This is a genomic window from Corynebacterium pyruviciproducens ATCC BAA-1742 (assembly GCF_000411375.1).
Taxonomy (GTDB): domain Bacteria; phylum Actinomycetota; class Actinomycetes; order Mycobacteriales; family Mycobacteriaceae; genus Corynebacterium; species Corynebacterium pyruviciproducens.
This window is the reverse complement of the sequence record NZ_KE150448.1, coordinates 224,165-250,586: the sequence shown is the minus strand read 5'-3', so window position 1 is coordinate 250,586 and position 26,422 is coordinate 224,165. Positions and strand designations below refer to the sequence as shown.

Here is a 26,422-nt window from a genome sequence, read left to right as displayed (position 1 = left end):
CCCGGGAATAAGTCGATGACCAGCTGTGGCCCGAAAGGAAATGGGCGAGTAGCGAGTCACCCGGCCAGTTCTGGTTAGGGTTAGGTGGCATCTCAACCTATAATGCCCTCTATGACTGGGAAGCACCGTTTGAAGAACACGACACCGCGCTGCGGGGCGGTAAGCGTAGCCGCTGTTGCGACTGCAGGGGCCCTGCTCGCACAGCCCGCCGCCGCCTCCGCGCAGGATTTGGGTTCCTCCAATCTCACCGCCGGTATCGAGCAATTCAACAACGACATTCGCAATAACGCATGGCAGACCCGCAACACCCTGTTCGCGCAGGCCGATGCTGTTCTCCCCGCACCGCACAACCAGAACGTGAAAAACATTGTGGATGGTGGCATGAACCTGCTGTTCCCAGGTTTGGTTGAGCAGAAGCTCGCCGAGCAGCGGGCAGCCGAAGAAGCCGCGGCCCGTGCTGAGGCGGAGCGTGTAGCGGCGGAGCAGGCGCGGCTGGAGGCTGAGCGCGCGGAGGCCGCGCGTCGAGACGCCCTCAACATCCCTGCGGGCGTGTGCCCACCGCAGGCCAAGGCATGCATCGATATCGAGGGCAACCGCGCCTGGTTGCAGGAGAACGGCCACATTACTTACGGCCCGGTGCCGGCCTCCACAGGCGCGGACGGGCACGATACCCCGGCGGGCATGATGACCGTCAACCGCAAGATCAAGGACGAAGTATCCCGAGAGTTTGGCAACGCCTCCATGCCCTACGCGGTGTATTTCACCTACAACGGCATCGCCTTCCACGCGGGTTCTCCGTACATCCTCTCCCACGGCTGCGTGCACCTCAACTATGGAGATGCCAAGGTGTTCTTCGAGCGCCTCAACGTGGGCGACCGTGTGTTCGCCTACGGTGACAAGACGTACGGGTACCCCAACGGCCCGATCTAAACACACGGCTTCCTGTTCGTCCCGTGTGCCCGCCTGAGCGGGCACGTGCCTCGCCCTGGTGGCGGGGCATTTTTTTGTGCGGTCATTGTGCCCGGGCCCACACATTGGCTCACTGGTGGTGGGTGAAAAGCAGGGCACTGGGCCGGCTAACCAAGGTCGGCGGGGGCAAACAGCTGCTGATCAATGAGTGGGCCGTAGTAGGCGGCGAGCTGCGTGGCCGGGATGGTTGCGAGGGGATCGAAGCGGTAGATGAAGCGGAGGATGCAAATTCCCATGACCTGCCCGGTTACCAGCTGGATACGCACCTTGGAGTCGGACCCGCCGAGGCGGTTGGCCAGCGTGGTAAAGAGGTTGCGGTCGAACCAGGCACGGAAGATGAACAGCGTGTTCTCGTTTTCGAGCAGGGAGCGGGCGAGCACCTGGAAGTTGGTGGAGGCAGACACACCTTCCCACACGTCCATGACAACGGTGAGGAGGCGTTCCCCAGTGCCGGGACCGCCCTCGCCAAAGGCGGTGAGGATAGACTCGATGGGGTCGGTGGGAAGCGACATGGACTCGCGGAAGAGGCCCACCTTGGAACCGAAGTAGTAGGAGATCATGCCCGGGTCGCAGCCGGCCCGCGCCGCGATCGAGCGAACGGTGACTTTGGGGTATTCCTCCGCGGAAAATAGCTCCCTGGCGGCGGTGAGAATGGTCTCCTTCATCTCCCCGCGGGAGGCCTTGGGTCCTGTGGGCATGGTGTTATCTCCTGTTCTTGGTCCGTGGCGGAGCGGCGCTTCGCAGGTCCCAGCTGGTTGAGACACATCGGCACGAGCCGGGCGAATAGGTAGCTCCTATTTTCAACGGTTACCCCCGCAAGTTGGGGTTCCTGGGCGGTTGTCACCTGCAATTCCCAACCTAATTTCAACAAGCATGAAATTTAAATGAGAACCCCTTACAGTGGTGCATGTTACGGGTTTGCCCGCAGTGTGGGACGTATTAAGCGCGTGAGGAGTGAAAGCACCATGGCCCGAAACGACGGACTCATGAGGCTCGGCATCGACGTGGGATCCACCACAGTGAAGGCGGTGTTGCTGCGGCCGGATGGCAGTCACGCCTTTGAGGATTACCGCCGCCACAACGCGGACGTGCGACGCGAGCTACTTAAACTCGTGCGCGATATCGAGACTGAATTCCCGGAGGTGCGCACCGCCGTCGCCGTCACCGGTTCCGGCGGGCTGTCCATCGCCGAACACATCGGCGCCACCTTCGTCCAGGAAGTCATCGCCGAGACGGAGGCCACCGAGCGCACCTACCCCGAGGCCGATGTCATCATCGAGCTCGGCGGCGAGGATGCCAAACTCACCTACCTCAAGCCCACGCCCGAGCAACGCATGAACGGTTCGTGCGCCGGTGGCACGGGGGCCTTTATCGATCAGATGGCTACGCTGCTCAAAACGGATGCCGCCGGGCTCAACGCGCTGGCGGAAAAATCCACTCAGCTGTACCCCATCGCCAGCCGCTGTGGCGTGTTTGCCAAGTCGGACATCCAGCCCCTCATCAACCAGGGCGTGCCCCACGAGGACCTCGCGGCTTCCGTGTTCCAGTCCGTTGCCACGCAGACCGTGGCGGGACTGGCCAACGGCCGCCCCATCCGCGGCACCGTCCTCTTCCTCGGCGGGCCGCTGCACTTCCTCTCGGAACTGCGCGAGGCGTACCGCCGCATCCTCGAGCGCGTGGATAACTTCATCACCCCGGACAGTGGCCAGCTGTATGTGGCCTACGGCGCGGCCCTGCTGGCGGAGCACGGCACCGAACAGCCACTTGGGCAGATCGCGGACAAGCTCGCTAACGCGGGAAACATCGGCGAGACCACCCGCCGCCTCGAGCCGTTGTTCAAGGACAAGGCCGATTACGAGGCTTTCCTTGCCCGCCACGAGAAGGCCCACGTGGACCAGGTGGAGCTCGATCCTCTCACCGCCGCCGGCAAGACGTACTACCTCGGCATCGATGCGGGCTCCACCACTATCAAGGCGGTGCTCATCGACGAGGACAACACCATCGTCTTCAGCCACTACGCCTCCAACGAGGGCGACCCCATCGCGGCCGCCACCGCGATCGTCACCCACCTACGGGATGTGCTTCCACCCACCGCCACCATCGCGCGCAGCTGCTCCACCGGCTACGGCGAATCGCTTGTGCAGACAGCGCTTGGCGTGGACGAGGGGGAGATCGAGACCATGGCCCACTACCGGGCGGCAGAGTACCTCGCGCCGGGCGTGACCAGCGTCATCGATATCGGTGGCCAGGACATGAAGTTCCTCAAGATCAAGAACGGCACTGTCGATTCCATCTCCGTCAACGAGGCATGCTCTTCGGGGTGCGGCTCCTTCCTGCAAACCTTCGCCCATTCCATGGGGACGGATGTGGAGCAGTTCGCCGAGGCCGCCGTCACTGCGGCAAGCCCTGTCGATCTCGGCACCCGCTGCACTGTGTTCATGAACTCCTCGGTGAAGCAGGCGCAAAAGGACGGGGCGGACGTGGGGGACATCTCCGCCGGGCTCAGCTACTCGGTGGTGCGCAACGCGTTGTACAAGGTGATGAAGCTGCGCAGCGCCGACGAGCTCGGCGATACTGTCGTGGTGCAAGGCGGCACCTTCCTCAACGATGCCGTGCTCAGGGCGTTTGAGAAGCTTTCCGGCCGCGAAGTTGTGCGGCCCAACATTGCCGGCCTCATGGGTGCGTACGGCGCGGCGCTCACCGCCAAGAAGCACGCGGAGGCGGGTGCGGAGTCCGGGCTGCTCGGAACCGAGGAGATCAGCGCACTCACGGTGGAGACCAGCCGCAAGACGTGCCGACTGTGCCAGAACCACTGCACCATGACCATCTCCACGTTCTCCACCGGTGAGCGCCATGTCTCCGGCAACCGCTGCGAGCGGGGTGCGTCGCTGGAACGGGTGCCCAAGAAGTCGCCCATTCCCAATATGTATGATTGGAAGTACAAGCGCACCTTTGGTTACCGGCGACTGACGGAAAAGAAGGCTACACGTGGGGATATCGGCATCCCGCGCGTGCTCAACATGTACGAGGATTATCCTTTCTGGTTCACGGTGCTCTCGGCGCTGAAGTTCCGCGTCATGGTTTCCACCCGTAGTAACCACGAGCTGTTTGAACAGGGCATGGACACCATCCCCAGTGAGAACGTGTGCTACCCAGCCAAGCTTGTCCACGGGCACATCGATAACCTCCTGGATAAGGGGGTGAAAACGATCTTTTACCCGTGCGTCACGTTCAACGATGATTCCGTCAAGGGACAGGACAACACGTTCAACTGCCCGATTGTGGCCACCTACCCGGAGGTCATCCGCAACAACATGGCCCGGCTGACCGAGGACAAGGCGCGGTTCATCTCCCCGTTCCTGTCGCTGCACAACAAGGAGAAGCTGCCCGCCCGGCTGGCGGAGGTGTTTGCCGATTGGGGTGTGACGGTTGAGGAGGCTCGCGCCGCCTGCGAGGCGGGCTGGGAAGAAGAGGCCGCCTACCACGAGGATATCCGTGCGAAGGGGCGCGAGGCTCTGGAGTACGTGCGCGAGCACGGCATCCGCGGCATCGTTCTCGCCGGCCGTCCGTACCACCTCGATCCGGAGATCAACCACGGCATCCCCAAGGTGATTCAGGGGCTGGGCCACGCTGTGCTCACCGAGGATTGCCTCCCGCAGGGTCACCTCGATCGGCCGCTGCGCGTGCGTGACCAGTGGGCCTTCCACTCGCGTCTGTACGAGGCGGCGGGCACGGTGTCCGGCACCCCGGAGCTCGAGCTCGTCCAGCTCATCTCCTTCGGGTGTGGCCTCGATGCGGTGACCGCCGACCAGGTGCAGGAGATCCTCGAGGGCGAGGGTGAGGTGTACACCTCGCTCAAGATCGACGAGGTGAGCAACCTCGGTGCCGCGAAGATCCGCCTGCGCTCGCTTGTCGCCGCGGTGGAGGAACGCTCCACGGCGTCGGCCAGCGTCGATACCGCCAAGGTCCTGGGTGAGGTGGGGGAAGAGACCTACCGCGCCTACGGGCACGTGCAGGCCAAGGTGCCCTACACCGAGGAGATGCAGAAGCAGGGTTACGAGATCCTCATGCCTCAGCTCGCACCCATCCACATGCGGTTGTTTGCCCCGGTGCTCCGCGCCGCCGGTTACAACGTGCGGCTGCTGGAGAAAGCCTCGGACGATGATATTGAGGTGGGCCTCAAGTACGTCAACAACGATGCGTGCTACCCGGCGATCGTTGTCATCGGTCAGCTCATCAGCCAGTTCCTGGCGGGTACCGCGGACCCGGACCGCACCGCCGTGGGGATCACGCAAACCGGTGGTCAATGTCGTGCCACCAACTACGCTGGTCTGCTGCGCAAGGGGCTTATCGACGCCGGCTACCCCCAGGTCCCAGTCATCGCACTGTCGGTGCAGGGGTTCGAATCCAACCCCGGATTCAAGGTCACTCCCACTATGCTGCACCGCGTGTTCCAGGCCGTCACCGTGGGCGATGTGCTGCAAAAGGTGCTGCTGCGTACGCGTCCGTACCAGATCGACGGCAACGTCAACCGTCTGTACGAAAAGTGGAACACCATCTCGCGCGAGTGGTTTGGAAACGATCGCTACTCGGCCACCCTGGGCAGAAGGGTCGGCTTCGGCGCTCTTATCCGCGCGATTGTCGCCGATTTCGACACGGTAGAGCTGCAAGATATTCCCCGCAAGCCGCGCGTCGGCCTCGTGGGGGAGATCCTCGTGCAGTTCCACCCCGATGCCAATAACCACGCGGTGGCCACCATTGAGAAGGAGGGCTGCGAGGCGGAGCTGCCGTCGCTGGCCCAGTTCTTCCACATGGGCCTTGTCAGCTCCGATTTCAAGACCGAGGTCTTGGGTTCCATGACACCCAACCAGCACCGCCTGACCAAGTTTGCCCTGTGGGGCATGCAGCAGTACGAGAAGGTCGCTTGCAAGGCCATCGCACGGTCCACGCGGTTCGAAAACGGCCCGCTGATCCAGGAGTTGGCGGAGAAGGTACAAGACGTGGCCTCGCTGGGCAACATCGCGGGCGAGGGCTGGTATCTCACCGCCGACATGATGGACATGATCGAAAACGGCTGCCCCAACATCATTTGCGCCCAGCCGTTTGCTTGCCTGCCTAACCACGTCATCGGTAAGGGTATGTTCCGTGCACTGCGCCTGAAGTACCCGCAGGCGAACATTGTTGGGATTGATTACGATGCGGGTGCCAGTGAGGTAAACCAGCTCAACCGAATCAAGCTCATGATCGCCACGGCGAAAAAGCAGCACGAGTTCGCGCTGCGGCAGCCCACCAAGGCGGGGGAGTCCTCCTCCTCGCCGCGGTCCGGCTGCGGGTGTGGCCCGGTGGCCGCGCAGGCCACCGGCACGAGGGTCCCGGTGACGCTTGGCATGCCGGCGGTGCGCTAGTCCCGCGGGAACGAAACGTTCCCGCGCTTTAGTGGTCCCGCGCTGATCGGTCCTGCGGGCGGGCCAACACGCCCACACTTGCCTTGGTGGGGTTGGCCGTGTATCGTGCTAACCTGGTGTCTCTTTACGGGGGCACCTATGCAGTGATAAACAAGTCAGGCGACGGGTTGAGTGGCGTTTGCCCAGCTTACAGCGAGGCGGAACCGCACGCCCAGTCACCGGAAAACGTGGAGGATATGGCTAAAAAGGAAGGCGCAATTGAAGTTGAGGGTCGCATTGTCGAGCCTCTGCCAAACGCAATGTTCCGTGTCGAGCTCGACAACGGGCACAAGGTGCTTGCCCACATTTCTGGCAAGATGCGCCAGCACTACATCCGTATTCTCCCCGAGGATCGCGTGGTAGTAGAGCTTTCGCCCTACGATCTCACCCGCGGTCGCATCGTCTATCGCTACAAGTAAAACGTAAGCCTCCTTACTCCAGGCTGGGGTAAGCGGTTGCTGAAAAAGTTCCGCGTTCAAGAAACGGGACGCGGATCGTGGTGAAGCAGCACGCACCCTGGTTTTCTTTACCTCCGGCTACGGTGGCCGGAGCCACCCGTATCCTAAGCCCACTTCCCGGCGTTCCGCCCGGGTAAAGCGTTTTGTTAGGGGTGGATGAGTAGGGAGAAAACCACCGCAACAACCGGAAAGGTACGTTCCACTTATGGCACGTCTAGCTGGTGTGGACCTTCCGCGCAACAAGCGCATGGAGGTTGCACTTACTTACATTTACGGCATCGGCCCCGCCCGAGCCAAGAAACTGCTGGAAGAGACCGGCATTTCTCCCGACCTGCGCACCGATAACCTCACCGACGAGCAGATTGCCTCGCTGCGTGACGTGATCGAGGCGAGCTGGAAGGTCGAGGGTGATCTGCGTCGTCAGGTTGCCGCCGACATCCGCCGCAAGATTGAGATTGGCTGCTACCAGGGCCTGCGCCACCGTCGTGGCCTGCCCGTTCACGGTCAGCGCACCAAGACCAACGCTCGTACCCGCAAGGGCCCGAAGAAGACGATCGCAGGAAAGAAGAAGTAATACATGCCTCCGAAGACTCGTGGCGGCCGTCGTACCGGCCGTCGTATCCAGAAGAAGAATGTGGCTCAGGGCCACGCATACATCAAGTCCACGTTCAACAACACCATCGTGTCCATCACGGACCCGTCCGGCGCTGTGATTTCCTGGGCATCCTCCGGCCACGTCGGCTTCAAGGGTTCCCGTAAGTCCACCCCGTTCGCGGCCCAGATGGCTGCCGAGAACGCTGCCCGCAAGGCAATGGAACACGGCATGAAGAAGGTTGACGTGTTTGTCAAGGGCCCGGGCTCAGGTCGCGAGACCGCTATCCGCTCCCTCCAGGCAGCTGGCCTCGAGGTCACCTCGATGTCGGACGTTACCCCGCAGCCGCACAACGGTTGCCGTCCCCCCAAGCGTCGCCGGGTTTAAGTAAAGGAGAAAGGATAAGAAATGGCACGTTATACTGGCCCCGCCACACGTAAATCTCGCCGTCTCCGCACCGACCTCGTTGGTGGAGACATGGCGTTCGAGCGTCGCCCCTACCCACCGGGACAGGCTGGCCGCGCACGCATCAAGGAATCTGAGTACCTGATTCAGCTGCAGGAGAAGCAGAAGGCTCGCTTCACCTACGGCGTCATGGAAAAGCAGTTCCACCGTTACTACGAAGAGGCTGCCCGTCGCAAGGGCAAGACCGGCGATAACCTGGTCATCCTCCTCGAGTCGCGTCTTGACAACGTGATCTACCGCGCAGGTCTGGCACGCACCCGCCGCCAGGCTCGCCAGCTGGTCACCCATGGCCACTTCCTCGTGAACGGTGTGAAGACCAACATTCCGTCCTACCAGGTTTCCCAGTACGACATCATTGATGTCAAGGAGAAGTCCCGGAAGATGCTGTGGTTCGAAGAGGCGCAGGACGGCCTCGTCGACGCTGTTGTTCCTGCTTGGCTGCAGGTTGTTCCGTCCACTCTGCGTATCCTCGTGCACCAGCTGCCCGAGCGTGCTCAGATCGACATTCCGCTGCAGGAGCAGCTGATCGTCGAGTTCTACTCCAAGTAATCCTTGGAGCTAACAAGAACCCCATAATCCTTTTTATGCCACGAGGGCGCAATATAGCGGGCGCCCACCAAAGGAGAAAATTAGTTTCATGCTCATCTCACAGCGTCCAGAATTAACTGAGGAGCCGATCGATTCCGCGCGCAGCCGGTTCACCATTGAGCCGCTCGAGCCGGGCTTCGGCTACACACTGGGTAACTCGCTTCGTCGTACGCTGCTGTCATCCATCCCGGGTGCGGCCGTCACGTCGATCAAGATCGATGGTGTGCTCCACGAGTTCACCACGATCACGGGCGTGAAGGAGGATGTTTCTGACATCGTCCTCAACGTCAAAGGCATCGTCTTGTCTTCGGATTCCGACGAGCCTGTTGTCATGTACCTCAACAAGGAGGGCGCTGGCGAGGTCAAGGCGGGGGATATCCACCCGCCGGCGGGCGTGGAAATCCACAACCCGGATCTCCACATTGCCACGCTGAACAGCGAGGGCAGCCTGAACATGGAGCTCGTCGTCGAGCGTGGCCGTGGGTATGTTCCCGCCACCATGCACAACGATTCCGCTGAGATCGGCCGCATCCCGGTCGACCAGATTTACTCCCCGGTGCTCAAGGTTAGCTACAAGGTCGAGGCCACTCGTGTTGAGCAGCGCACCGACTTTGACAAGCTGGTCATTGATGTGGAGACCAAGAACTCCATTACCGCCCGCGATGCCATGGCAAGCGCCGGTAAGACTCTCGTGGAACTGTTCGGTCTCGCCCGCGAGCTGAACACTGAGGCAGAGGGTATCGAGATCGGTGCTCACCCCATGGAGGGTGACAACACCGCCGCGTACTCCATGCCGATTGAGGATTTGGACTTTTCCGTTCGCTCGTACAACTGCCTGAAGCGCCAGGAGATCCACACCGTCGGTGAGCTCGCCGAGAACACCGAATCGGATCTGTTGGATATCCGCAACTTCGGCCAGAAGTCCATCAATGAGGTGAAGGTAAAGCTCGCTAGCCTCGGCCTGACCCTCAAGGACGCTCCGGAAGACTTCGACGTCACCACCGTTGAGGGGTATGACGCCGAGTCTGGTGATTACCACGATCCGGATCCGGAAACCGACGTAGACGAATAAGAAGGAAAAGGGCGGTCGAATGTGTCGGCGCGCGCTTTGACAATCTGAATTTAAACCATAACGAGGAGTACATCCCATGCCAACCCCTAAGAAGGGACGTCGTCTCGGCGGCTCTGCACAGAACCAGAAGCACATTCTGGCTAACCTGGCAGCGCAGCTCATTGAGCACGGCGCAATTAAGACGACGGACGCGAAGGCCAAGCTGCTGCGCCCGTACGTAGAGAAGATCATCACCAAGGCCAAGGGCGGCTCGGTTGCTGATCGTCGCAACGTTCTCAAGAAGATCAACGACAAAGAGGTCGTCACCTACCTGTTCAACGAGCTTGCACCCCAGTTCGAGGGTCGCGAGGGCGGTTACACCCGCATCGTGAAGCTCGGTCAGCGTAAGGGTGACGGTGCTTCGCTGTCCCAGATCTCCCTGGTTCTCGAGCCCACCGTTTCCAAGGAAGCCGAGCGCGCCACCCGCGCCGCTGCCTCCAAGGAAGCAGAGAAGGCCGAGGAGACCAAGGCTGAAGAGACCAAGGCTGAGGAGAAGGAAGAGGAGGCCCCTGAGGTAGAGGCCGACGCTTCCACCGATGCCGAGGCTGAGGCTGAGGCCAAGGAAGAGGAGAAGGAAGAGGACGAGAAGTAGTTCTCCCTCCCCTTTAAGCTTCGAACCCGCACCCTTGTGGTGCGGGTTTTTGCTTGTCGACGTCTCCCTGTCGCCCTTTGATCCCACCTCACCGTGGGCACCAAAAAGCCCAGCCGCAGAAGCGGCTGGGCTTGGATGCTCAAAAGAGCTGTGTTACTGCTGGGTGGCGAACCAGGCTGCTGCGCCCAGGCCGAGCACGCCAGCGATGACGGACACGACGACGACGGCGATGCCGGTGTCGGTGAGTTCGCCGTTGGCATCGGTCATTTCGGTATCCTCCGTGCTGAGAGCTGCAAGGCTAAGGAGTCCGGCCTCGGCACCGTTGTAACTTAGCTGAGATGCGCACCGGTTGTACTCGTTCTTCATTCCCTGTGCCTAGGTGCGCGTATTTCCTCCGGAACGGGAGGCGATGGTGTTGAAGACCTCAACCATTCCCTAGGCGCCGAGCTTTGTCAGTGACTTTGGGAGCTCGGCGTTGCTATCAGTCAGGTCCTGGACCCTTCTCCACATAGAGTCATCGTTCCAGGAGTAGGAGAAGTTGCACTGGCCATTGGACACGGTAAAGCTTGCTGCCGATGCAGCCGGGACGCATACGCCGGCGGCGACTGCGGTGGCGGTGAGGCAAGCAACGGTCTTCTTTGCGATGCTCATTAGATGGTCCTTTTCAGGGCCAGGGCGTTAGAGTACGCCGGTATTTCGTATGGTGGGCACCGATAGTCTGCTTTCCTCACGATCGCGAGGGCGAGGTCTCCCAGCCGTCAGCCGGATCAAATTCTCGAGTCTTGTCGACGGTTTTAGAGGCCTACAGTCAATAGCCTGTGTAAACGCTGGCAATGGTGCGCTGTGAATGTGCTACCTAACTAAAAAGTAGATGGCAATTTTATGGGGGAAATGTTATAAATCTGTGACCTGGCCTAGTGCAGGGCGACTGTGTGCGTCTGGATTCGGCGCTGATATTGGAGGCAGTTGAGCGAGGCGCGGTATCACTGGTGCAAAAAGCTCCCTCGGCAAAGGAGCTGAGGGAGCTATAGGGGGAACTTAACCAAGCATCCCTTGCATCATGGCGAACGCCGCGCCGCCAAGTGCGAGAACGAGGGCGAGGACACCGCCGACGACAACGCCTATGCCCATCTCGCTCAGCTCACCCTCGTCGGTGCTGAGAGGGGTAGGAGACGGTACGTATTGATCTGCGCAGGACTGAACGGCTGGTATCAATGCCTCGCGAAGTTTGATTGCATGTTCGATCTCGTTACGCTCTTCCTGGTAACGCTTGTGCTGAGCTTCTTTCCACTTCTCGGCATCCTCTTTCTTTGTTTTCTCGTCACGCGGGTCGTTCGGATTATCCAAATTCGGGTCCGGCATGTCATATTTACCGTCCTTGTAATCCTGCTCGATCTTTGCAAGCCCCTTAGTGTCCCGTTCGATTTCACTCTTGTACGTTGCAACTAGGTTGCCAGCTTCCCTTGCTTTGAGGGTTGTAAAAGTGGGTGTTACCCAAAGCTGTTTTTCCGTTTCAGTGAGCGTAAAAGAGCATACGTTCTTATCCACGGTGACAGATGCGGCATTAGCCACAGGTGCAACTGCGCCTAGTGAAACGGCGGTGATCACGGTGGCGGAAATGATGCGAGAAGCGGTACGGCTCATGATTATTTCTCCAAATTTGTGTACGAAGACGGGTGTGAGTTAGTTGTTAGCGTACACGGTGACGGGGCGTTTTCTAGCGCGAACGTGGGCTTTAGCCACTATCGGGTGGTGCGTTGTCTGAAGATAAGTGTTCTCCGGTGTTTTAATTGAATCGAGAAACAAAATCTGCACAAGGAGGCTCTCATGAAGAAGAACGAATCGACTGCTGACCGCCTTATCCGGGCCGGTATCGCTGTGGGGGCTGGGGCGCTGGCCGCGAACGTGGGCAAGGCGAAGTCGCCGGGCCGGATGGCGCTGTGCGTCCTGTCCGCCGTCATGGGACTCACCGCAGTCGTGGGCGTGTGCCCCATCTACAGTGCGCTCGGGATTTCCACCTGTGACAAGTGCGAAGACAAGTAGCGAGTAGCTCACAACGTGCCGGGCGAGGGACGCAGCCGTCGCCCGGTTGTGCGGGCGCGGTTGAGGGGTGAGTGAGGGGGCCGGAAAACGTGCGGGAGGGGGCGTCGACAAGCGAAAAATGGGGTAGAAGAGGGGTTGTAGGTGCGCTACCATTCGCTATGGAAAGGAAAATTTCATGAATAAAAACGTATCAAACACCGACCGTATCGTTCGCCTCGTCATCGCCGTGGTAGCCGCGGTACTCGCGTTTACCGTCACCTCGCCTGGGACCGTGTGGGGGATCATCCTCATCATCGTTGCCATCGCCATGGTCGTCACCGCCGCCATCGGCTGGTGCCCCATCTACCGCGTTTTCGGTCTGTCCACCTGCCCGCGGAAATAGGTGGGCCGGGCACCGCTACAATGGTGCCCCATGACCGTAAACCTGCGCTTTGACATCGCCTACGACGGGACGGATTTCCACGGCTGGGCGAGCCAAAGAGATGGGCTGCGAACTGTGCAGGCCACCATTGAGGAGGCCGTGCGCCTTGTGCTGCGGCTCGACGAGTCCTACACACTCACCGTGGCGGGGCGCACCGACGCGGGGGTGCACGCCACGGGCCAGGTTGCGAACATGGTGGTGCCCGCCTCGAGCCTCGAGCAACGCTCCATCGACGGGAACCCAGGCAGGCTGACAAGCAGGCTCAACAAGCTGCTGCCTGCGGACGTGACATTGCTGCGCGTCAGCGCCGTGCCGGCGGAATTTGATGCGCGGTTTGGGGCCCTGCGCCGTCACTACGAATACCGCGTGACCACCCGCCCCGGGGGACCGCTACCCCTGCGCCGTCTTGATACTGCGGCGTGGAGAAAACCCATCGACATCGACGTCGTATCTGCGTGCGCCGAAACATTTGTGGGGCTGCACGATTTTGTGGCCCTGTGCAAATACAAACCACACGCCACAACCATCCGCACCGTGGAATCGTTTACCTGGGAGGACATTTCCACGGCCCGGGAACCACAGACCTACCTCGCACGGATCAGTGCCGACGCATTCTGTTGGTCCATGGTGCGCTCCCTCGTCGGTGCGTGCCTGGCAGTGGGGGAGGGACGCAGAGGCCTCGACTTTGCGCCACGCCTGCTCACCCTTTCTAAGCGCTGCGACGAGGTGCCCGTGGCCCCTGCCTGCGGGCTGACTCTTACCGGCGTGGACTACCCGGCGAACGATCAGTTGGCGGCCCGGGCCGAAGCGACCCGGAAGAGACGCACCGCCGACGAGGTTGAACAGGCCGATAGATAGCTTCTGAACTGCGGAAAATTCCCTGACGGGCACGCCTCGATTACTTCTCCGAGCCGACCGACTACGATAACCGAAGAATAATAATAATCGCCTGCGACAACAATGTGAAGGATGTGGGACTACGTGGTGGAAACAGCGCTCATAGCAATCGCTGTCTGTGTCATTCCCGGCCTTTTCATCGGATGGATCTCCGGCCTGCGAACACCCACCTCCGCCATGTGCTCCGTGCCGGTGAGCGTGGGCATGTACGGCATCGCCTCTGCTATCTTCTACCCACTGGGAATTTCCTTCACCGCAACTTCTGTTGCGTGGTTCTGCGTCATCATCGGCGTGCTCGCAGCTTTGTGGCGGGGCGCGTTCTACTTTGGGCGCCGACACCGGGCCGCAAAATATTCTCTCGTCCCGTCTGCCGAACACGTGGGCCAGCCCCCGGCGATTCCCTCGTCAAGCACCGCCAGGCGCGCCTCGGACTACGTGCGTCTCAACCCGGCGTGGAGGCCGGGCTCCATCTCTGATCAACGGTGGCTTTTGCCCGCGGCGGGTGTCGTCGCCGGGGCGTATTTCCTCATCTCTCGTACACTCACCACCATCGAGCGTACGTGGGGTGGGATAGAAAACATCTACCAAGGGTGGGACGTACACTGGCACGCCTCCGTCATCCGCTTCATCGGGGAGACAGGGATCGCCTCACCTACGCAAATGGGGCTCCTGCAAAACACGGAGACCGGCGCACCGATGTACTACCCCTCGGCATGGCACGCCACCGGCTTCCTCATCGGGCACTTTGCGGAGCTCAGCCCCATCGCGGCGCTCAACGTCACCTCCGCAGTGCTCCCGGGCTTGTTGTTCCCCATGTCCGCGGCCGCCCTTGCGTGGCGGCTCGTAGGTACCCGCGGTGTCACCGCCCAGCTCGCCGCCGGGCTGTCCGCCGTCATCGTTGGTGCCGTTCCCGTCCTCTTCTGGATTGGCTACTACGTGGGGGCCTGGCCGTACCTTTCCGCGCTCGCGATGATCGGCGTGGTGGTCAGCGCCTTCATGTCTGTGCCCGCCGTGCCCAAGCGGGCGTTCGCCACGGCACTGGCGTTTGCGGGACTGGTACAAACACATCCGGCACCGGCGACGCACGTGGTCATCTTCCTTCTTCTGTGGTGGGCCACGAAGCTCGTGTGGAAACCGTCGCACACGCCCCGCTCCTGGAAACAGGGCGTGGGCTTCCGCCTGCGGGACGTGGGTATGCTCGCCGCCACCGGCATCGCCGGTGCCCTCATCCTCCTGCCGCAGATCGTCGCCGGCTCCTCGCAGACCGAGTCCGTGGTGACGTTTGATGATTCTGACAAGTTTGCCGAGTCGCACGCGTGGGACATCGCGTTTAACCTTGCAACCCGCCACACCGACGAGATCGGCTTCAACGCGGAACCCCTCGTGTGGGTGGGAGTGGCCGGAATGGTCATTCTGCTCATCTGGCGACTCAACATCTGGGGAATCGTCTCCTACCTGTTCAGTCTCACCGTCACGGTGAGCGCCATGCATCCCTTCACAGGCGCGTGGGGTGATTTCTTCACGTTCGTCGGTGGCCTCCACTACAACGGCGCGCACCGCCTCATCATGCCCGTTGCCCTGCTCCTGGTTGCTTACGCGGGTTCGGCTGTGGCCGTGGTGATCAGGCTCGTGTGCCTCGGACCCGTGCGCAGGCTGTCCGTCCTGTCCGTGGTGCTGAGCACCATCGTTGGGCTCGTCGCCGGCGCCGCACTGTGGGTGGGCGTGGATAACCGCACCGACGGGAAAGTGGCCTGGCCCATCGCGGCCTCCCGCGATCAGCGGATGGTGAACAAGTTCGACCTCAAGGCGTGGCGCTGGCTGGCCCAGCAACCCGGAGCCTACGAGCATCACATCATGTCTGACCCGGCGGACGGGTCGGGCTGGATGTACGCCTACAACAACCTTCCCGCTGTGTTTAAGCACTACACGTGGCCGTACGCCATGGCCACCTCCGACACGGCGATGCTGTACTTCCATCCGAATCTTTTGGGCGTGGGCAACTTCGGTGACCCGGCCCTGCGTAACACGGTGGATGAGGCCGCGAAGAACTTGGACGTGAACTACCTCATCACCAGCCCGTTCAACTTCTGGGATTTCCAGAAGACTTTGCCCGAGTGGATCCCCGGGTTGGATAATGCCCCCGGCGTGACGCAGGTGTACAAGGACCACAACGTGGCGATCTACGCTGTAAACGAGCAGTTCACCGACGAGGAGCTCACCCGGATGCGCGAATCCGGCGATTCTCCCGAGCCGCTGCTGCCCGTGCTCACTAAGGCGCAGGCCGGCGTTGCCACCTCGTTAAAGGACGCGCAGGACCCGTTCTATCACCGCCCGGAGCCGACACTGCCGGATACCTCTCAGATTGAGAACACCGCCAAGAACGTCGACCCCGCCCCATCGCCGGTGCCGGGTGATTTCACCCCGGATGGTATCCCCGATAACGATCCACCGCCGGAGCCCGCAAGCTAAAAGGCCGGCTCGGAGGTGGGGGCCTCGCGCTACGTCGGCCGAGTGGCACTCGTGGTGGTGCTGAACTCGGCCCGGCATGTGTGTGGTGTTCGCGTTGCAGGGGAGTGGGGGCCGGGTTATTCTGAAGCCACACAAACTACACATCGGGGTTCAAGGGGGAACACATGGCGAAACTTCTCGCGCCAACCACAAAACCGCAGGTATCGGGCTACAAGTTTCTTGTCCGCCGGGCTGAGCACGGCCTCATTTTTGGCGATGCACGGATGATTCACGATCCGTTAGCGAGGATGCGCCGCAGCGTCGCGTTGGGGGCCATCGCGTGCGTCATTTTTGGCGTGGGCGCCGGGGCTCTCGCCATGGTGAAACCGCGCGCGGACCCGGGCGATGCCCCGATCGTGCGTGCGGCCTCGGGTGGCTTGTATGTCCGCGTGGATGATGTGTACCACCCGGCCCTCAACCTCACGTCCGCGCGCGTCATTGCGGGCCAGCCCGCCGATCCTGCCAATGCCGCGGACGAGGTGATGGCGTACAAATCTTTCGGTGCCCCGGTGGGGATTCCCGGCGCGCCGGGCACCATCGTTGATGACAAGAACACCTCGGGAGTGTGGTCTGCCTGTGCTGCAGGTACCAGCGACACTCATGTAGTAGAAGGCCTGGAGTCCCCTCCGCAGCTTGGGCCTGGGGAGTTCATCGTTGCGCGTGACGTTCACGGCGACAGCTCCTCGGCGACGAAGGATTACGTTGTTACCTCCAAGGGGCGCAGGCTGCTGCCACCGGAGGGGTCGGCCCGGGGCACGTCGGTGCGGCGCAGGATGGGGATTTCAACCGATGTGGAGCTGTGGGAGCCACCGTCGCAGGTGCTGGAGATTATCCCGGAACTCGCGCCTATGGACTCGCTCGAAATAGCAGGTGACCTCACGCTGGTGACCGCGGGGGAAGAGACGTGGCTCGACGATGGCGAGGGCCTCGCCCCCGTCACCGATTTCCAGGCCGGAATCTTAGAGGAGCTCGGTGTTCATCGTCGGACGGCCCACAAGGAGGAGCTCGCCGGACGACCGTTGAGCACCGAGGAGATTCCGCTACCGCAGGAGAAAGGAACGCTCGTCTTGCTTGGCGGGGCAACCGTGTGCGTGACTCAACAGGCACGGATTGCGGATTCCGGGCCCGCGTCCTTGCCCGCGCCGGCAGGTGAGCAGAACGTTGTGACGGATCCGCCGGTTGTTGGTGTTCTGCCCAAAGAGCGGCAGCTTCCCGCCGGGCTGGCGCTATCTGGTGATTCGGTGGCCACGCAGTTTTCCGCTACCCGGCTGGGTGGCATGCCCGTCAATGTGGGTGACGGTGTTGTTCTCGTGGGTGAGACGGGAACATATTTCCCTGTGCCTGCGGAATCCGTTGCAGCGCTCGGGGTGGAGAAGGCATCTCCCGCCCCATGGCCGGTGGTGCGTCTCCTGCCTCGCGGGGTTGCTCTCACCGCGGCTGAGGCCGGTGCGACCCAGCGCGCACAATAATCCCCGTTAGCGTTGCGATAAGAAGCCCGCATAGTGGCCACCACGAGCGGTCTCCGGTTTCAGTATGCGCCGGTGAAACGTGTGGTGCTTCTCGGCCGGGGAGTGGGGTGGGCCGTAGCATGTCAATACCCGCCCGTACGTCGAGTGTTCCCGTCACCGGTTGCGCAGCCGTGTACACCATTTCGCGCAGCTCCTGCGGGCTTGCTTCGGGGTGTCGCTGTTTGAGCAGTGCAACAAAGCCGGTGATCACGGGCGCAGCGAAGCTAGTCCCCCGAAACTCGGTGATGTTGGTGGAGGTGGAGTAGCCCGCACCTGATACGGAGGCAGAAATCGGTGCGTCACCGGGTGCCCCGAGCGCTCTCTTGCCAGCAAGTGGCAGCGAGTATGGGGCAATGTGGTGCGCATCATCTAACGCGCTCACGGCGATAACGGTGGGCAGGTGGGCTGGGTAACTTACTGATTCGGCAGGACATTGTGCTGAGATATTCCCGGCTGCCGCGACGATCACCGCCCCTTCGCGTTCTGCACGAGCGACTGCTTCCTGAAGAACACCTGGTGCGAGTGTCGTGGTGGCGGGAAGGCACGAGGAGACCGACAGATTGATGACATCCGCGCCGAGGTCGAGGGCGTGGTTGATGGCATCGCCTAGGCTGTCGAGCGTTCCGCCCTGTGAGGTATGGGACTGCTTGATGGCGATGATGTGGGCATCGGGTGCGACTCCGACGGGGCTGCGACGCGGGCTTGCCCCTGGTGCTGGGCGGAGACCGATGACGCTGGCCACGGCGGTTCCGTGGCCCTCGCAATCGACGAGCGCGCCGGTGGCGGAGTAAGGCTCCTCAAGATATGTCCCCGCATCTGTCAGCGGAGGCAGCAGGGGGTGTGGTGTGATCCCAGTATCGATGATGGCGATGGTGACACCGGCTCCGGTGGCGAAGCGGTGAACCTCGTGCAGCGAGGCGGTGCGCTCGCGGGCGCGCGCCAGGTCAGCGGGTCCCGCCGGTGCCGGCACCGGCAGACCGTCTGGCGACTCCGGCGTTTCGGGGCAGACCGACGTGCCTTCGCCGGGGCTTTCCGACGGTTCGTCGGTGGGCGCGTCGCGGTCAGGCGTGGCCATCAATTCCTGGGTCGGATCTGGCTCCTCTGCGCGCACGGTGAATGGCGTGGGGCCAAGGCCACACGTTGCTACGACGGTGCCGATGGCGACGGCACGGGCGATGCCGCGTCTCATCCGAGCCCCCGGATCGCGGCGAAAACGCCCGCAAGGTGGAGCGACACGGGGAGGAGGATGATGACACAGGCGCTTTCGATTTTCTCCACGCTGGCGATCGTGGTGGGAGGAAGGTTCGGCACTGCCTGCGACCACAGCCCCGATGTGAGAAACAAGGTCGCCACGGTGGCCGCAAGGCCCACGACAGCCATCGACGAGGCACCCCCGGCCCACCAGGCGACGGCTGTGGTGGACACGGCGGCGACGATTCCCCACACCCATACGGCCCACGCGCACACGGCGGAGGCGTGGCGGACGGAATGGATGACGCACACCGCGGCGATGACCGAGGCACACAGCACCCGGAACGCGGGTGCGCCGGCACCACCCATGGCAACGAGCGTGGCCACCGCGCCACTTATGGAGGTGCCGGTAACGATGCCGTCGAAAAGCGTCGTCGCCTGGCGTGCCCGGCCCCGCGCGCCCGCGTAGTCAGCGGCGGAAAAATCCGTGCTCGCGAGGTTAGCGCCCGCAGAGGGGACCGGAGGAATTTTGATCCCCGCCACGCGGATCGCCAGAAGCGGTCCGTAGATAAGCACGATAAGCGAGACCATCGCCGTGAGTGCCGCACCCGAAACGAGGACCGGCTCAACCACATTACGGCCCGCCGGTGGAGCAATTCCCGCGGCGCGGAGGACGAGGGCGATGAGGGACCAGACGCCTACCACGGCCCACGCCGTCACCTGGCACACCGTCACTCCGAGGGGCGGCGCGGTGGAGATTCTAGCGACAGCGGTAGCGACAAGTGCCGCCACCGCCGCTGTCGCCACGGAGACAGCACTGATGGTGGGGAATCCCTCCACTGGCGCGAAAGACGAGGTGACGCTTATTCCCGCCACCGCCGCGGTGAGGCTCCCGCACGCACTCATCGCTGCTGCCGCATGGGGATTGAGGTCGTCCTTCCACACCAGGCGCATGCCTGCGCCGACGGCGAGGCTCACGAGTGCGCCGACGGACAGTGCCACCCACGAACGAGCAATGAGCACCATCATCATCACGTGCCCGGCGACAATCGCCCAGGTAGTGAACCCCGACCTGGTGCCAGCACGGTGAACCTGGGTGAGGGCCTCCGTGTCGCCGCACAGGAGCGGTTCGGTGTCACCCGAGACGTCCTGGATGGTGAGGATATCGCCGTGGCGAAGTGCCGACCACGCAAGTGGCAGCGCGGGATCGACGATGGTTCCGGCTGCGGTCCGCGCCTCCCAGGGGGAAACCGGAGGATTCACGCCAGCGATGCGACAGACCTCCGGGAGAGCGTCGGCAAGCCGGGCCCCGGCGGGGAGCGCAACGTCCACGTCGATGGCCTCCGCACCCCGAATGCCTGTAGTAAAACGCACGGTGACCCGCAGCGAATGAGAAAGCGTTTTCTTGCTCATACAAGTTCCCCGATTTCTACCCCGGCACCTTTCGTGCCAACCCGAAGCGGGGAGATACCCCGCGTGTGTGTCTACTGTGCGCGACCGACGGCCCAGTTGTCCACAGATAGGAATGATGCTTCCGTAACCGGGGGTGACACGGGACACGGCCCGAGAGAACTCGGTGGGACGAAAGGAGAGGGCTTTGACGCAGGGTAGGAACGGTGTGCCCGGTTGCGCCACGGAGGCTGCGTGCCGAGGCCGCGGGGGAGAATTACTTCCCGGTTGCCCGGACGGCAAGACCTAGCAGGACTACATTGACGGGCAACGGCCGCTAAAACGGGTGGGGCCGACAAACGGACGGGACCGACAAAGGGGAGGTCCCGGGCCCACGGGGACGAAAACAGGAGGGGACATGGGATCAATCGCCGCGACGATGAAGCCACTACCTGCACGCGAAGAAGACCGGTGGAGAGTGGAACCACCGCCACAACCCACGGGCGAACTGCGGCCCGACCCCGTGCCACCGGCGGACACGCCCGCGCCACAACCACTCATGCGGATCCTCATGCCCATCATCATGGTCGCAGCCATGCTCGGCATGGTGGGTCTCATGCTCATCGGCGGGACCAACCCCAACCCCATGATGCTTATGTTCCCCATCTTCATGGTCATGTCCATGCTCATGATGTTCGCGCCCACCTCCTCCGAAGACCCCGACGAGGTGCGCCGGGCCTACCTGCGTCACCTGGGGATACTCAGTGAGGAGGCACGGAAATCGGCGGTGGCCCACAAAACGCACGAAGAATTCTGCCACCCCGCCCCCCACACACTGTGGGCCATGGCAGAGTCGCCACGGCTGTGGGAACGGCTCCGCGGGGACGACGATGTCCTCATCACCCGCATCGGGTGCGGGGCCGTTCCGCTCAGCACACCAATCATCATCCCCGACATGGGGGCCACCGAGGACCTCGACCCCGTGTGCCTCGTCGCGTTTCGTCACACGGTGCAGTCCAGTCGCGCCGTCCACGGCGTGCCGCTGACCGTGGATTTCACCGCATTCCCGTTTGTCGGCATCGCGGGGCCTGGGGCGCGCGACCTAGCCCGGGCGATGGTCGCCTCCATCGCGTTCTTTCACGGCCCGGAGCTCGTCGGCATCGACGTGTTCGGTGATTCAGCGGGCCGCTGGGATGCGGTGAAATGGCTGCCCCACAACCGTGACCCCCTCGATGCCACGTGGACCATCGTCGTGGTAGACGAATCAGAGGCCGGTGCCACGAGCGACGGGGCAGTGACCGGCGATGTCCGCGACGCCCTCGACCAGGCCGGCGATCACTCGGTATGCCTCGTCGTCGGTGCCGACGAATCAACACCTCTGGGCCATGCATGCTGGGAGGACGGGCTCATCCTCTATTCCCACGCGCAGCCCACGGACACGGCCGGGCTCACGCGCGTAGACGTGCTAAAGGACTCGCTCGGCACAAGTGGCATGACGTTGGGGGTAGCAACCGAGGAGGGCGAGCAGCACATCGGCACGGCCGACCAGCTCACGGCGGCGGAGTTCGACGAGCTTGCCCGCAGCATCGGCGCCTTCGACCGGCCGGATAGTGGGTACGAGTCAGCGGCCGGATCGGGCGAGCTCCTCCCCCTGCTCGGGGTGTACACGCCGGAGAAAATCCCGCTGGCCACGTTGTGGAACCGGGGCAAGAAAGACCTCCTCGCCGTGCCCATCGGCACCGATGAGGCTGGTAGACCCGTCATCATCGACATGAAGGAATCGGCGCTCGGCGGTGTGGGGCCCCACGGGCTGTGCATCGGGGCGACCGGATCCGGGAAATCCGAACTCCTCAAAACGCTCGTCGTATCGCTCGCGCTCACACACTCGCCGGAGGATCTCAACCTCATCCTCGTGGACTTCAAAGGCGGGGCAACATTCTTGGAACTGGGCAATCTGCCCCATACCTCCGCCGTCATCACCAACCTGGCGGAGGAAGAAACCCTGGTGGGAAGGATGGAGGAGGCCATCAACGGGGAGATGAACCGCCGCCAAGAGGTACTCCGCGCAGCCGGCGTGCCCAACATCGGTGCCTACGCCGATAAACGGCTGCACTCCTCGGAGCTTGCGCCGCTGCCACACCTCGTCATCATCCTCGACGAGTTTTCCGAACTCCTCGGCCAACACCCTGACTTTGCGGACCTGTTTGTCGCAGTCGGCAGGCTCGGCAGGTCGCTCGGTGTGCACCTGCTGCTGGCCTCCCAACGCCTGGAGGAAGGCCGGCTGCGCGGACTCGATTCCCACCTCAGCTACCGGATCGGGTTGAGGACCTTCTCTGCGGGCGAATCGCGGCAGGTCATTGGCACCGCCGATGCCTACCACCTGCCGGCCAAGCCGGGTGTGGGATTTCTCAAAACCGATGCCGATGAGCTCGTGCAGTTCACCGCCTCGTACGTTTCCGGGCCCGTGCGCCACGCGGTAGCCCGCAGCGACGACGAGGCACTCATTCAGCTGTTCACCGGTTGGAGAGATGACACCGGGCGCGCCGGGGATCCGGGAGATTCCAGCGCGACAGGCAGCTCGGCGAGCGCAGAACGGGAAACGGTGGCCGGGTCGCCCACCCCGAGTGACGCCGCAGGTGCCGAGGACGCTCCGGCGGAGACGCTGGTCGAGCGCGTGGTGAAGGTCTGCGGGGAGGAGGCTGCGGCCCGGGCCGTGAAGGCGCACACCGTGTGGCTTCCCCCACTTCCGGCGGAGGTAACCCTCGGCGAGATCATGAGCACGCATTCCGCCACTGACGTGCCACCACTGACTGTCCCGGTGGGCATCATCGACCGCCCGTACCTGCAACGGCAGGACCCGTTCCTGCTCACGCTGTCCGGGGCGACGGGCCACCTGGCCATCTGTGGTGGGCCGCAATCGGGCAAGACCACCGCCGTGCGCACCCTCGTCCTCTCCTTTGTTGCCACCCACACCACCGCCGATGTGGCGTTTTACATCCTCGATCTAGGCGGAGGCGACCTGGCGGAGCTCGCACCCCTGCCGCATGTGGCAGGCGTTGCCGGGCGGGCCAACGTGGAGGCGGTCCATCGCGTGTTCACCGAGGTGCTGCAGATCATCGAGGACGCGACGGCAGCCCACAGCCCCGCCACCGAGGCCACCGGCCAGGGGGATTCCGGCGGGGAGGCACCGCGCCCCACACGCCGGGAGACCTTCCTCATCATCGACGGTTTCCACGTCATCGGCAGCGACTTTGAAGAGCACCTCGATTCGGTGGCGCGTATCGCCGCCGACGGTTTGAGCGCCGGGGTTCACCTCGTTGTCACCGCTCAACGCTGGTCTGTCATCCGCCCGGCCATCAGGGACCTCATCGGTGGCCGGATGGAACTCCACCTCACGGATCCGCTCGACTCGCTCATCGCCCGCAAGGCCCAGGAACAGGTTCCGCCCCTCCCCGGTCGGGGGCTTACGCCCCAGGGAGAACAGATGCTCGTGGCGCTGAGCTCCGGGGAAGACATCGGCTTTCTGCGGCGCCGAACGGAGTCACAGCCCGCCGTCCCGCGGCTCCGGCTGCTGCCGACCCACATCGCCCGCGGGGAGCTTCCCGTCCCCCGTGGCGGGGCAGCGCCCATCGGCGTTGGGGGCGCGCGTCTCACACCGGTATCCTGGCACCCCGACACGTCCCAGCACCTCCTTGGGGTGGGGGCGCGCGGATGCGGGAAAACGTCGCTCCTCCTCCTCGTTGCGCAGGCCCTCACGCAGGTGGGGCGCGACTCGGCCCGCCTGCTGGTCCTCGACCCGCGGCGGGGCCTCCTGGGGCGCATTGCTGAACCCATGCTTGCGGGGTACGCCGCCACCACCGACGCCATGGCCACGCTCGTGGGCCAGCTTGTGGTCACCCTCGCCTCGCGCATGCCGTCGGCCGACGTGACACCCCAGGAGTTGCGTGAAAGGTCCTGGTGGGAGGGACCCGAGCTGTTCTTGCTTATCGACGATCTCCACCTCCTGCCCGACACCCTTTTCGGCCCGCTGGCGCCGTACCTTCCGCACGCGCGGGATATCGGCCTCCACGTGGTGGCCACGCGGAAGTCGGGTGCCTTCGGGCGGGCGCTGTACTCGCCACTGCTCGCCGGGGTGATGGACGCGCAGCCGGACATCCTCGTCTTTTCCGCCGACCCCGCCGACGGCCCGATTGCCGGGGTGAGGACGGCGCTTGCCATTGCCGGTCGCGCGCAGCTCGTGCGTGAATCGGCCCGCTTTGGGGCGGTGCACATTGCCCAGCCTGATCCGGATGATCCTCGCGATCCGCCTCCGGCTGGCGCGGCCGAGGCAGACCCCACTCAACACAACTAACGACAAGGAAAACCATGACTACAACATTTGATCAAGACCACATCGTCACCGTCACCGTGGATGACATCGCCACCGTGGTGGAGGGGCCGGACACCGTGTACCGCTATGACCTACCGGGCACCGGCATCATCGAGGGGTGGGCCGTGCCCGCCGTCGTCGACCAAATCAAAGACCTGTGTTCCGACTACTGGCCGGACATCGAGGTGGTCATCGACGCCGAGGAGCGGACGACGGAAATGCTCGCCCGCACGCTCCTCAACAAGGGGATCGCCGCGTACTCCAGCGACGTTCTCTCCGAGGATGACCCCGTCGAGCTTGATGTGGGCGAGCCAACGCAGGAGGACCCGCCGGGTACCCGTGCGGTATTTCGGCCAAAGGAAAAATCTCGCCGGCCCGCGTGGGCGACCATCACCAACGCCGCCATCGGCGGGGTGATCCTCCTCGTGGCGGGCCTGAGCTGGTGGGCGATGAGTGCTTCTCTTCCCTCCGCCGACGCCGGGGTGACCGCAGCGGCCGAACACGCGAGCGCGGGCAGCGATCCAGGCGCAACCGGGAGCGGGACCCCGGTGTCGGATGACGCGGATGACACCAGCGCGTCAGCGATCCCGACGGAGGTGGACAACGAGCCGATCACCGTGGAGGCCGAGGGGATGAAGATGAAAACGCCACCGAATTTCACGCTCACCCCGCGCCCCGACGGCGCGATGACGGCCCAGGGCCCAGACCCGGATCTGCGGATCGTTGTCGCCGCGGACCCGGTGTACGGGGTCAAGCCGGAGGCAGTCATGGCCGAGGTGCTGCGCATGGTGGAGGAGGATCCCACGCTCACCGTTGTGGAGGGCAAAGACTCGGCCGACGCGAATGACAAGGTGGAATACATCGAGTTGCCTGGCGATGGCTCCCAGGTTACGTGGGTGACGTGGGTGACCGGCGACCGTCAGCTTTCCGTCGGGTGCCACTCGCGTGGGGAACCCACCCACGCTCACAAGGCTGCGTGCCGTCTAGCTGCGGATACGTTCACATTTGAGGGGAATTAAAAAATTTTCCGTCAGGAGGGAACCGATGGCGGTAGATGAACAGTCTAAGTAAGTGAAGGCGCTCAGCCTTTTCAACCACAACAATCACACACACCGTGCCGCACCGCGTGATAGCCGCGTGGGGGCGGTCGGGGAACAAGGGGGACACACGATGTCTGGAATGTTTGCAACCGAATCAGAAGTGATGGTCGCTACCGCCAAGAAGGTGGATGCGACCAACGACAAAGTACAGGCGGAACTCAACCGCGTGAAAGGCATCGTGCAGGATGTCGCGGGAAGCTGGAAGGGCGCGGCAAGCACGTCGTTTGCGGGCCTCATGGCCCGTTGGGATGATTCTGCTTCCCGCCTTCGCGCAGCGCTCATGGATATTTCCACCAATATTCGCTCTAACGCCTCCCAGTTCGACTCCTCGGAGGCGGACAACTCGCAGGCGTTGCGCACCATTGAGGCCCAGGGGTTGGCGCTGTAGCGGCGGCACGTCCACACACAAAAAAATCACCACACTTATATACAAGGGGAGAACAATCATGGATTCACTGATCAGGTACGACTTTGGAGCGATCTCGGCAGCCGCCGCGGATATGCGAAGCTCCTCGGGGCGCATCAACGGGCTGTTGGGGGAGCTGAAATCCCAGATCGCCCCCATGGTGAGCACGTGGGAGGGCGACTCTGCGGTCGCCTACCAGGACGCGCAGAACCGTTGGGACCGTGCAGCCGCTGAGCTGAACCAGATTTTGGAGACCATTGCACGCACGGTGGAGGACGGCAACCAGCGCATGAGTGATATGAACTCACGCGCGGCCGCCAGCTGGTCCTAGCACTTAGCCACGCGCGGGGGCGGCGCTTACTGCCCCGCCG

General features: G+C 63.0%; 23 protein-coding genes. 17 read left to right on the top strand and 6 right to left on the bottom strand.

The features are described 5' to 3' along the window. Positions 1-111 precede the first annotated feature (111 nt). Positions 112-930: a L,D-transpeptidase gene (locus tag HMPREF1219_RS10640; protein ID WP_040427771.1), complete on the top strand. Its 819-nt coding sequence runs from the start codon at positions 112-114 to the stop codon at positions 928-930. Between the two features lie 146 nt (positions 931-1,076). Here the strand turns inward: HMPREF1219_RS10640 and HMPREF1219_RS12355 are convergent, their stop codons facing one another. Then, positions 1,077-1,667, bottom strand: coding sequence for a TetR/AcrR family transcriptional regulator (locus HMPREF1219_RS12355; RefSeq protein ID WP_016458940.1), 591 nt, complete (start codon positions 1,665-1,667; stop codon positions 1,077-1,079). Between the two features lie 267 nt (positions 1,668-1,934). Between HMPREF1219_RS12355 and HMPREF1219_RS10630 the strand changes: the two genes are divergently transcribed. The 7 genes from HMPREF1219_RS10630 to rplQ all read left to right on the top strand — a co-directional run bounded on the left by HMPREF1219_RS10630 (position 1,935) and on the right by rplQ (position 10,219). Next, a complete protein-coding gene (locus HMPREF1219_RS10630) occupies positions 1,935-6,374 on the top strand; it encodes an acyl-CoA dehydratase activase-related protein (protein WP_016458939.1) in 4,440 nt (1,479 codons plus the stop codon). 236 nt (positions 6,375-6,610) lie between these two features. Beyond that, positions 6,611-6,832 carry a translation initiation factor IF-1 gene (gene infA, locus HMPREF1219_RS10625; RefSeq protein ID WP_005519800.1) on the top strand — a complete coding sequence of 74 codons (222 nt, stop codon included), beginning with the start codon at positions 6,611-6,613 and terminating at the stop codon, positions 6,830-6,832. Positions 6,833-7,076: 244 nt separating this feature from the next. Beyond that, the gene (gene rpsM / locus HMPREF1219_RS10620; RefSeq protein WP_016458937.1) at positions 7,077-7,445 is read left to right on the top strand and encodes a 30S ribosomal protein S13; all 369 of its coding nucleotides are present in this window, start codon (positions 7,077-7,079) and stop codon (positions 7,443-7,445) included. 3 nt (positions 7,446-7,448) lie between these two features. Beyond that, positions 7,449-7,850: a 30S ribosomal protein S11 gene (gene rpsK / locus HMPREF1219_RS10615; protein ID WP_016458936.1), complete on the top strand. Its 402-nt coding sequence runs from the start codon at positions 7,449-7,451 to the stop codon at positions 7,848-7,850. Between the two features lie 21 nt (positions 7,851-7,871). Beyond that, on the top strand, positions 7,872-8,477 hold the full coding sequence (rpsD, locus tag HMPREF1219_RS10610) for a 30S ribosomal protein S4 (protein WP_016458935.1): 606 nt from the start codon (positions 7,872-7,874) through the stop codon (positions 8,475-8,477). 88 nt (positions 8,478-8,565) lie between these two features. Beyond that, positions 8,566-9,588, top strand: a complete 1,023-nt coding sequence (locus HMPREF1219_RS10605; RefSeq protein WP_016458934.1) for a DNA-directed RNA polymerase subunit alpha — start codon at positions 8,566-8,568, stop codon at positions 9,586-9,588. Between the two features lie 76 nt (positions 9,589-9,664). Beyond that, on the top strand, positions 9,665-10,219 hold the full coding sequence (rplQ, locus tag HMPREF1219_RS10600) for a 50S ribosomal protein L17 (RefSeq protein WP_016458933.1): 555 nt from the start codon (positions 9,665-9,667) through the stop codon (positions 10,217-10,219). A 153-nt stretch (positions 10,220-10,372) separates the two neighbouring features. On the opposite strand, the gene HMPREF1219_RS10595 is transcribed toward rplQ, so the two are convergent. The 3 genes from HMPREF1219_RS10595 to HMPREF1219_RS10585 all read right to left on the bottom strand — a co-directional run bounded on the left by HMPREF1219_RS10595 (position 10,373) and on the right by HMPREF1219_RS10585 (position 11,863). Continuing rightward, positions 10,373-10,585 (bottom strand): hypothetical protein, encoded by a 213-nt coding sequence (locus HMPREF1219_RS10595; RefSeq protein ID WP_016458932.1) that lies wholly within the window; start codon positions 10,583-10,585, stop codon positions 10,373-10,375. A gap of 69 nt (positions 10,586-10,654) precedes the next feature. Next, a complete protein-coding gene (locus tag HMPREF1219_RS10590) occupies positions 10,655-10,870 on the bottom strand; it encodes a hypothetical protein (protein ID WP_016458931.1) in 216 nt (71 codons plus the stop codon). A 387-nt stretch (positions 10,871-11,257) separates the two neighbouring features. Next, positions 11,258-11,863 carry a hypothetical protein gene (locus HMPREF1219_RS10585; protein WP_016458930.1) on the bottom strand — a complete coding sequence of 202 codons (606 nt, stop codon included), beginning with the start codon at positions 11,861-11,863 and terminating at the stop codon, positions 11,258-11,260. A gap of 183 nt (positions 11,864-12,046) precedes the next feature. Between HMPREF1219_RS10585 and HMPREF1219_RS10580 the strand changes: the two genes are divergently transcribed. The 5 genes from HMPREF1219_RS10580 (at position 12,047) to eccB (ending at position 17,557) form a co-directional block, all read left to right on the top strand. Further along, positions 12,047-12,262, top strand: a complete 216-nt coding sequence (locus HMPREF1219_RS10580) for a YgaP family membrane protein (protein WP_016458929.1) — start codon at positions 12,047-12,049, stop codon at positions 12,260-12,262. 175 nt (positions 12,263-12,437) lie between these two features. Beyond that, entirely contained in the window at positions 12,438-12,644 is a 207-nt protein-coding gene (locus HMPREF1219_RS10575; RefSeq protein ID WP_016458928.1) for a YgaP family membrane protein, read from the top strand. A gap of 30 nt (positions 12,645-12,674) precedes the next feature. After that, positions 12,675-13,541: a tRNA pseudouridine(38-40) synthase TruA gene (gene truA / locus HMPREF1219_RS10570; protein WP_016458927.1), complete on the top strand. Its 867-nt coding sequence runs from the start codon at positions 12,675-12,677 to the stop codon at positions 13,539-13,541. A gap of 111 nt (positions 13,542-13,652) precedes the next feature. Beyond that, the gene (locus HMPREF1219_RS10565; RefSeq protein ID WP_016458926.1) at positions 13,653-16,049 is read left to right on the top strand and encodes a DUF6541 family protein; all 2,397 of its coding nucleotides are present in this window, start codon (positions 13,653-13,655) and stop codon (positions 16,047-16,049) included. Positions 16,050-16,213: 164 nt separating this feature from the next. Continuing rightward, positions 16,214-17,557 carry a type VII secretion protein EccB gene (eccB, locus tag HMPREF1219_RS10560; protein WP_016458925.1) on the top strand — a complete coding sequence of 448 codons (1,344 nt, stop codon included), beginning with the start codon at positions 16,214-16,216 and terminating at the stop codon, positions 17,555-17,557. Here the strand turns inward: eccB and HMPREF1219_RS10555 are convergent. Both HMPREF1219_RS10555 and eccD read right to left on the bottom strand, forming a co-directional pair. Next, complete coding sequence (locus HMPREF1219_RS10555) at positions 17,517-18,785, bottom strand: S8 family serine peptidase (RefSeq protein ID WP_016458924.1); 1,269 nt, start codon at positions 18,783-18,785, stop codon at positions 17,517-17,519. The genes eccB and HMPREF1219_RS10555 overlap by 41 nt on opposite strands. After that, complete coding sequence (eccD, locus tag HMPREF1219_RS10550) at positions 18,782-20,200, bottom strand: type VII secretion integral membrane protein EccD (protein ID WP_016458923.1); 1,419 nt, start codon at positions 20,198-20,200, stop codon at positions 18,782-18,784. Before eccD ends, HMPREF1219_RS10555 begins: the two co-directional genes overlap by 4 nt. 394 nt (positions 20,201-20,594) lie before the next feature. Between eccD and eccCa the strand changes: the two genes are divergently transcribed. From eccCa to HMPREF1219_RS10530, 4 genes are all read left to right on the top strand, one after another. Beyond that, the gene (gene eccCa / locus HMPREF1219_RS10545) at positions 20,595-24,527 is read left to right on the top strand and encodes a type VII secretion protein EccCa (RefSeq protein ID WP_016458922.1); all 3,933 of its coding nucleotides are present in this window, start codon (positions 20,595-20,597) and stop codon (positions 24,525-24,527) included. Between the two features lie 14 nt (positions 24,528-24,541). Next, positions 24,542-25,564 (top strand): type VII secretion-associated protein, encoded by a 1,023-nt coding sequence (locus HMPREF1219_RS10540; protein ID WP_016458921.1) that lies wholly within the window; start codon positions 24,542-24,544, stop codon positions 25,562-25,564. Between the two features lie 151 nt (positions 25,565-25,715). Continuing rightward, complete coding sequence (locus HMPREF1219_RS10535; RefSeq protein WP_016458920.1) at positions 25,716-26,033, top strand: WXG100 family type VII secretion target; 318 nt, start codon at positions 25,716-25,718, stop codon at positions 26,031-26,033. A gap of 58 nt (positions 26,034-26,091) precedes the next feature. Then, a complete protein-coding gene (locus tag HMPREF1219_RS10530) occupies positions 26,092-26,382 on the top strand; it encodes a WXG100 family type VII secretion target (RefSeq protein ID WP_016458919.1) in 291 nt (96 codons plus the stop codon). Positions 26,383-26,422: the final 40 nt, after the last annotated feature.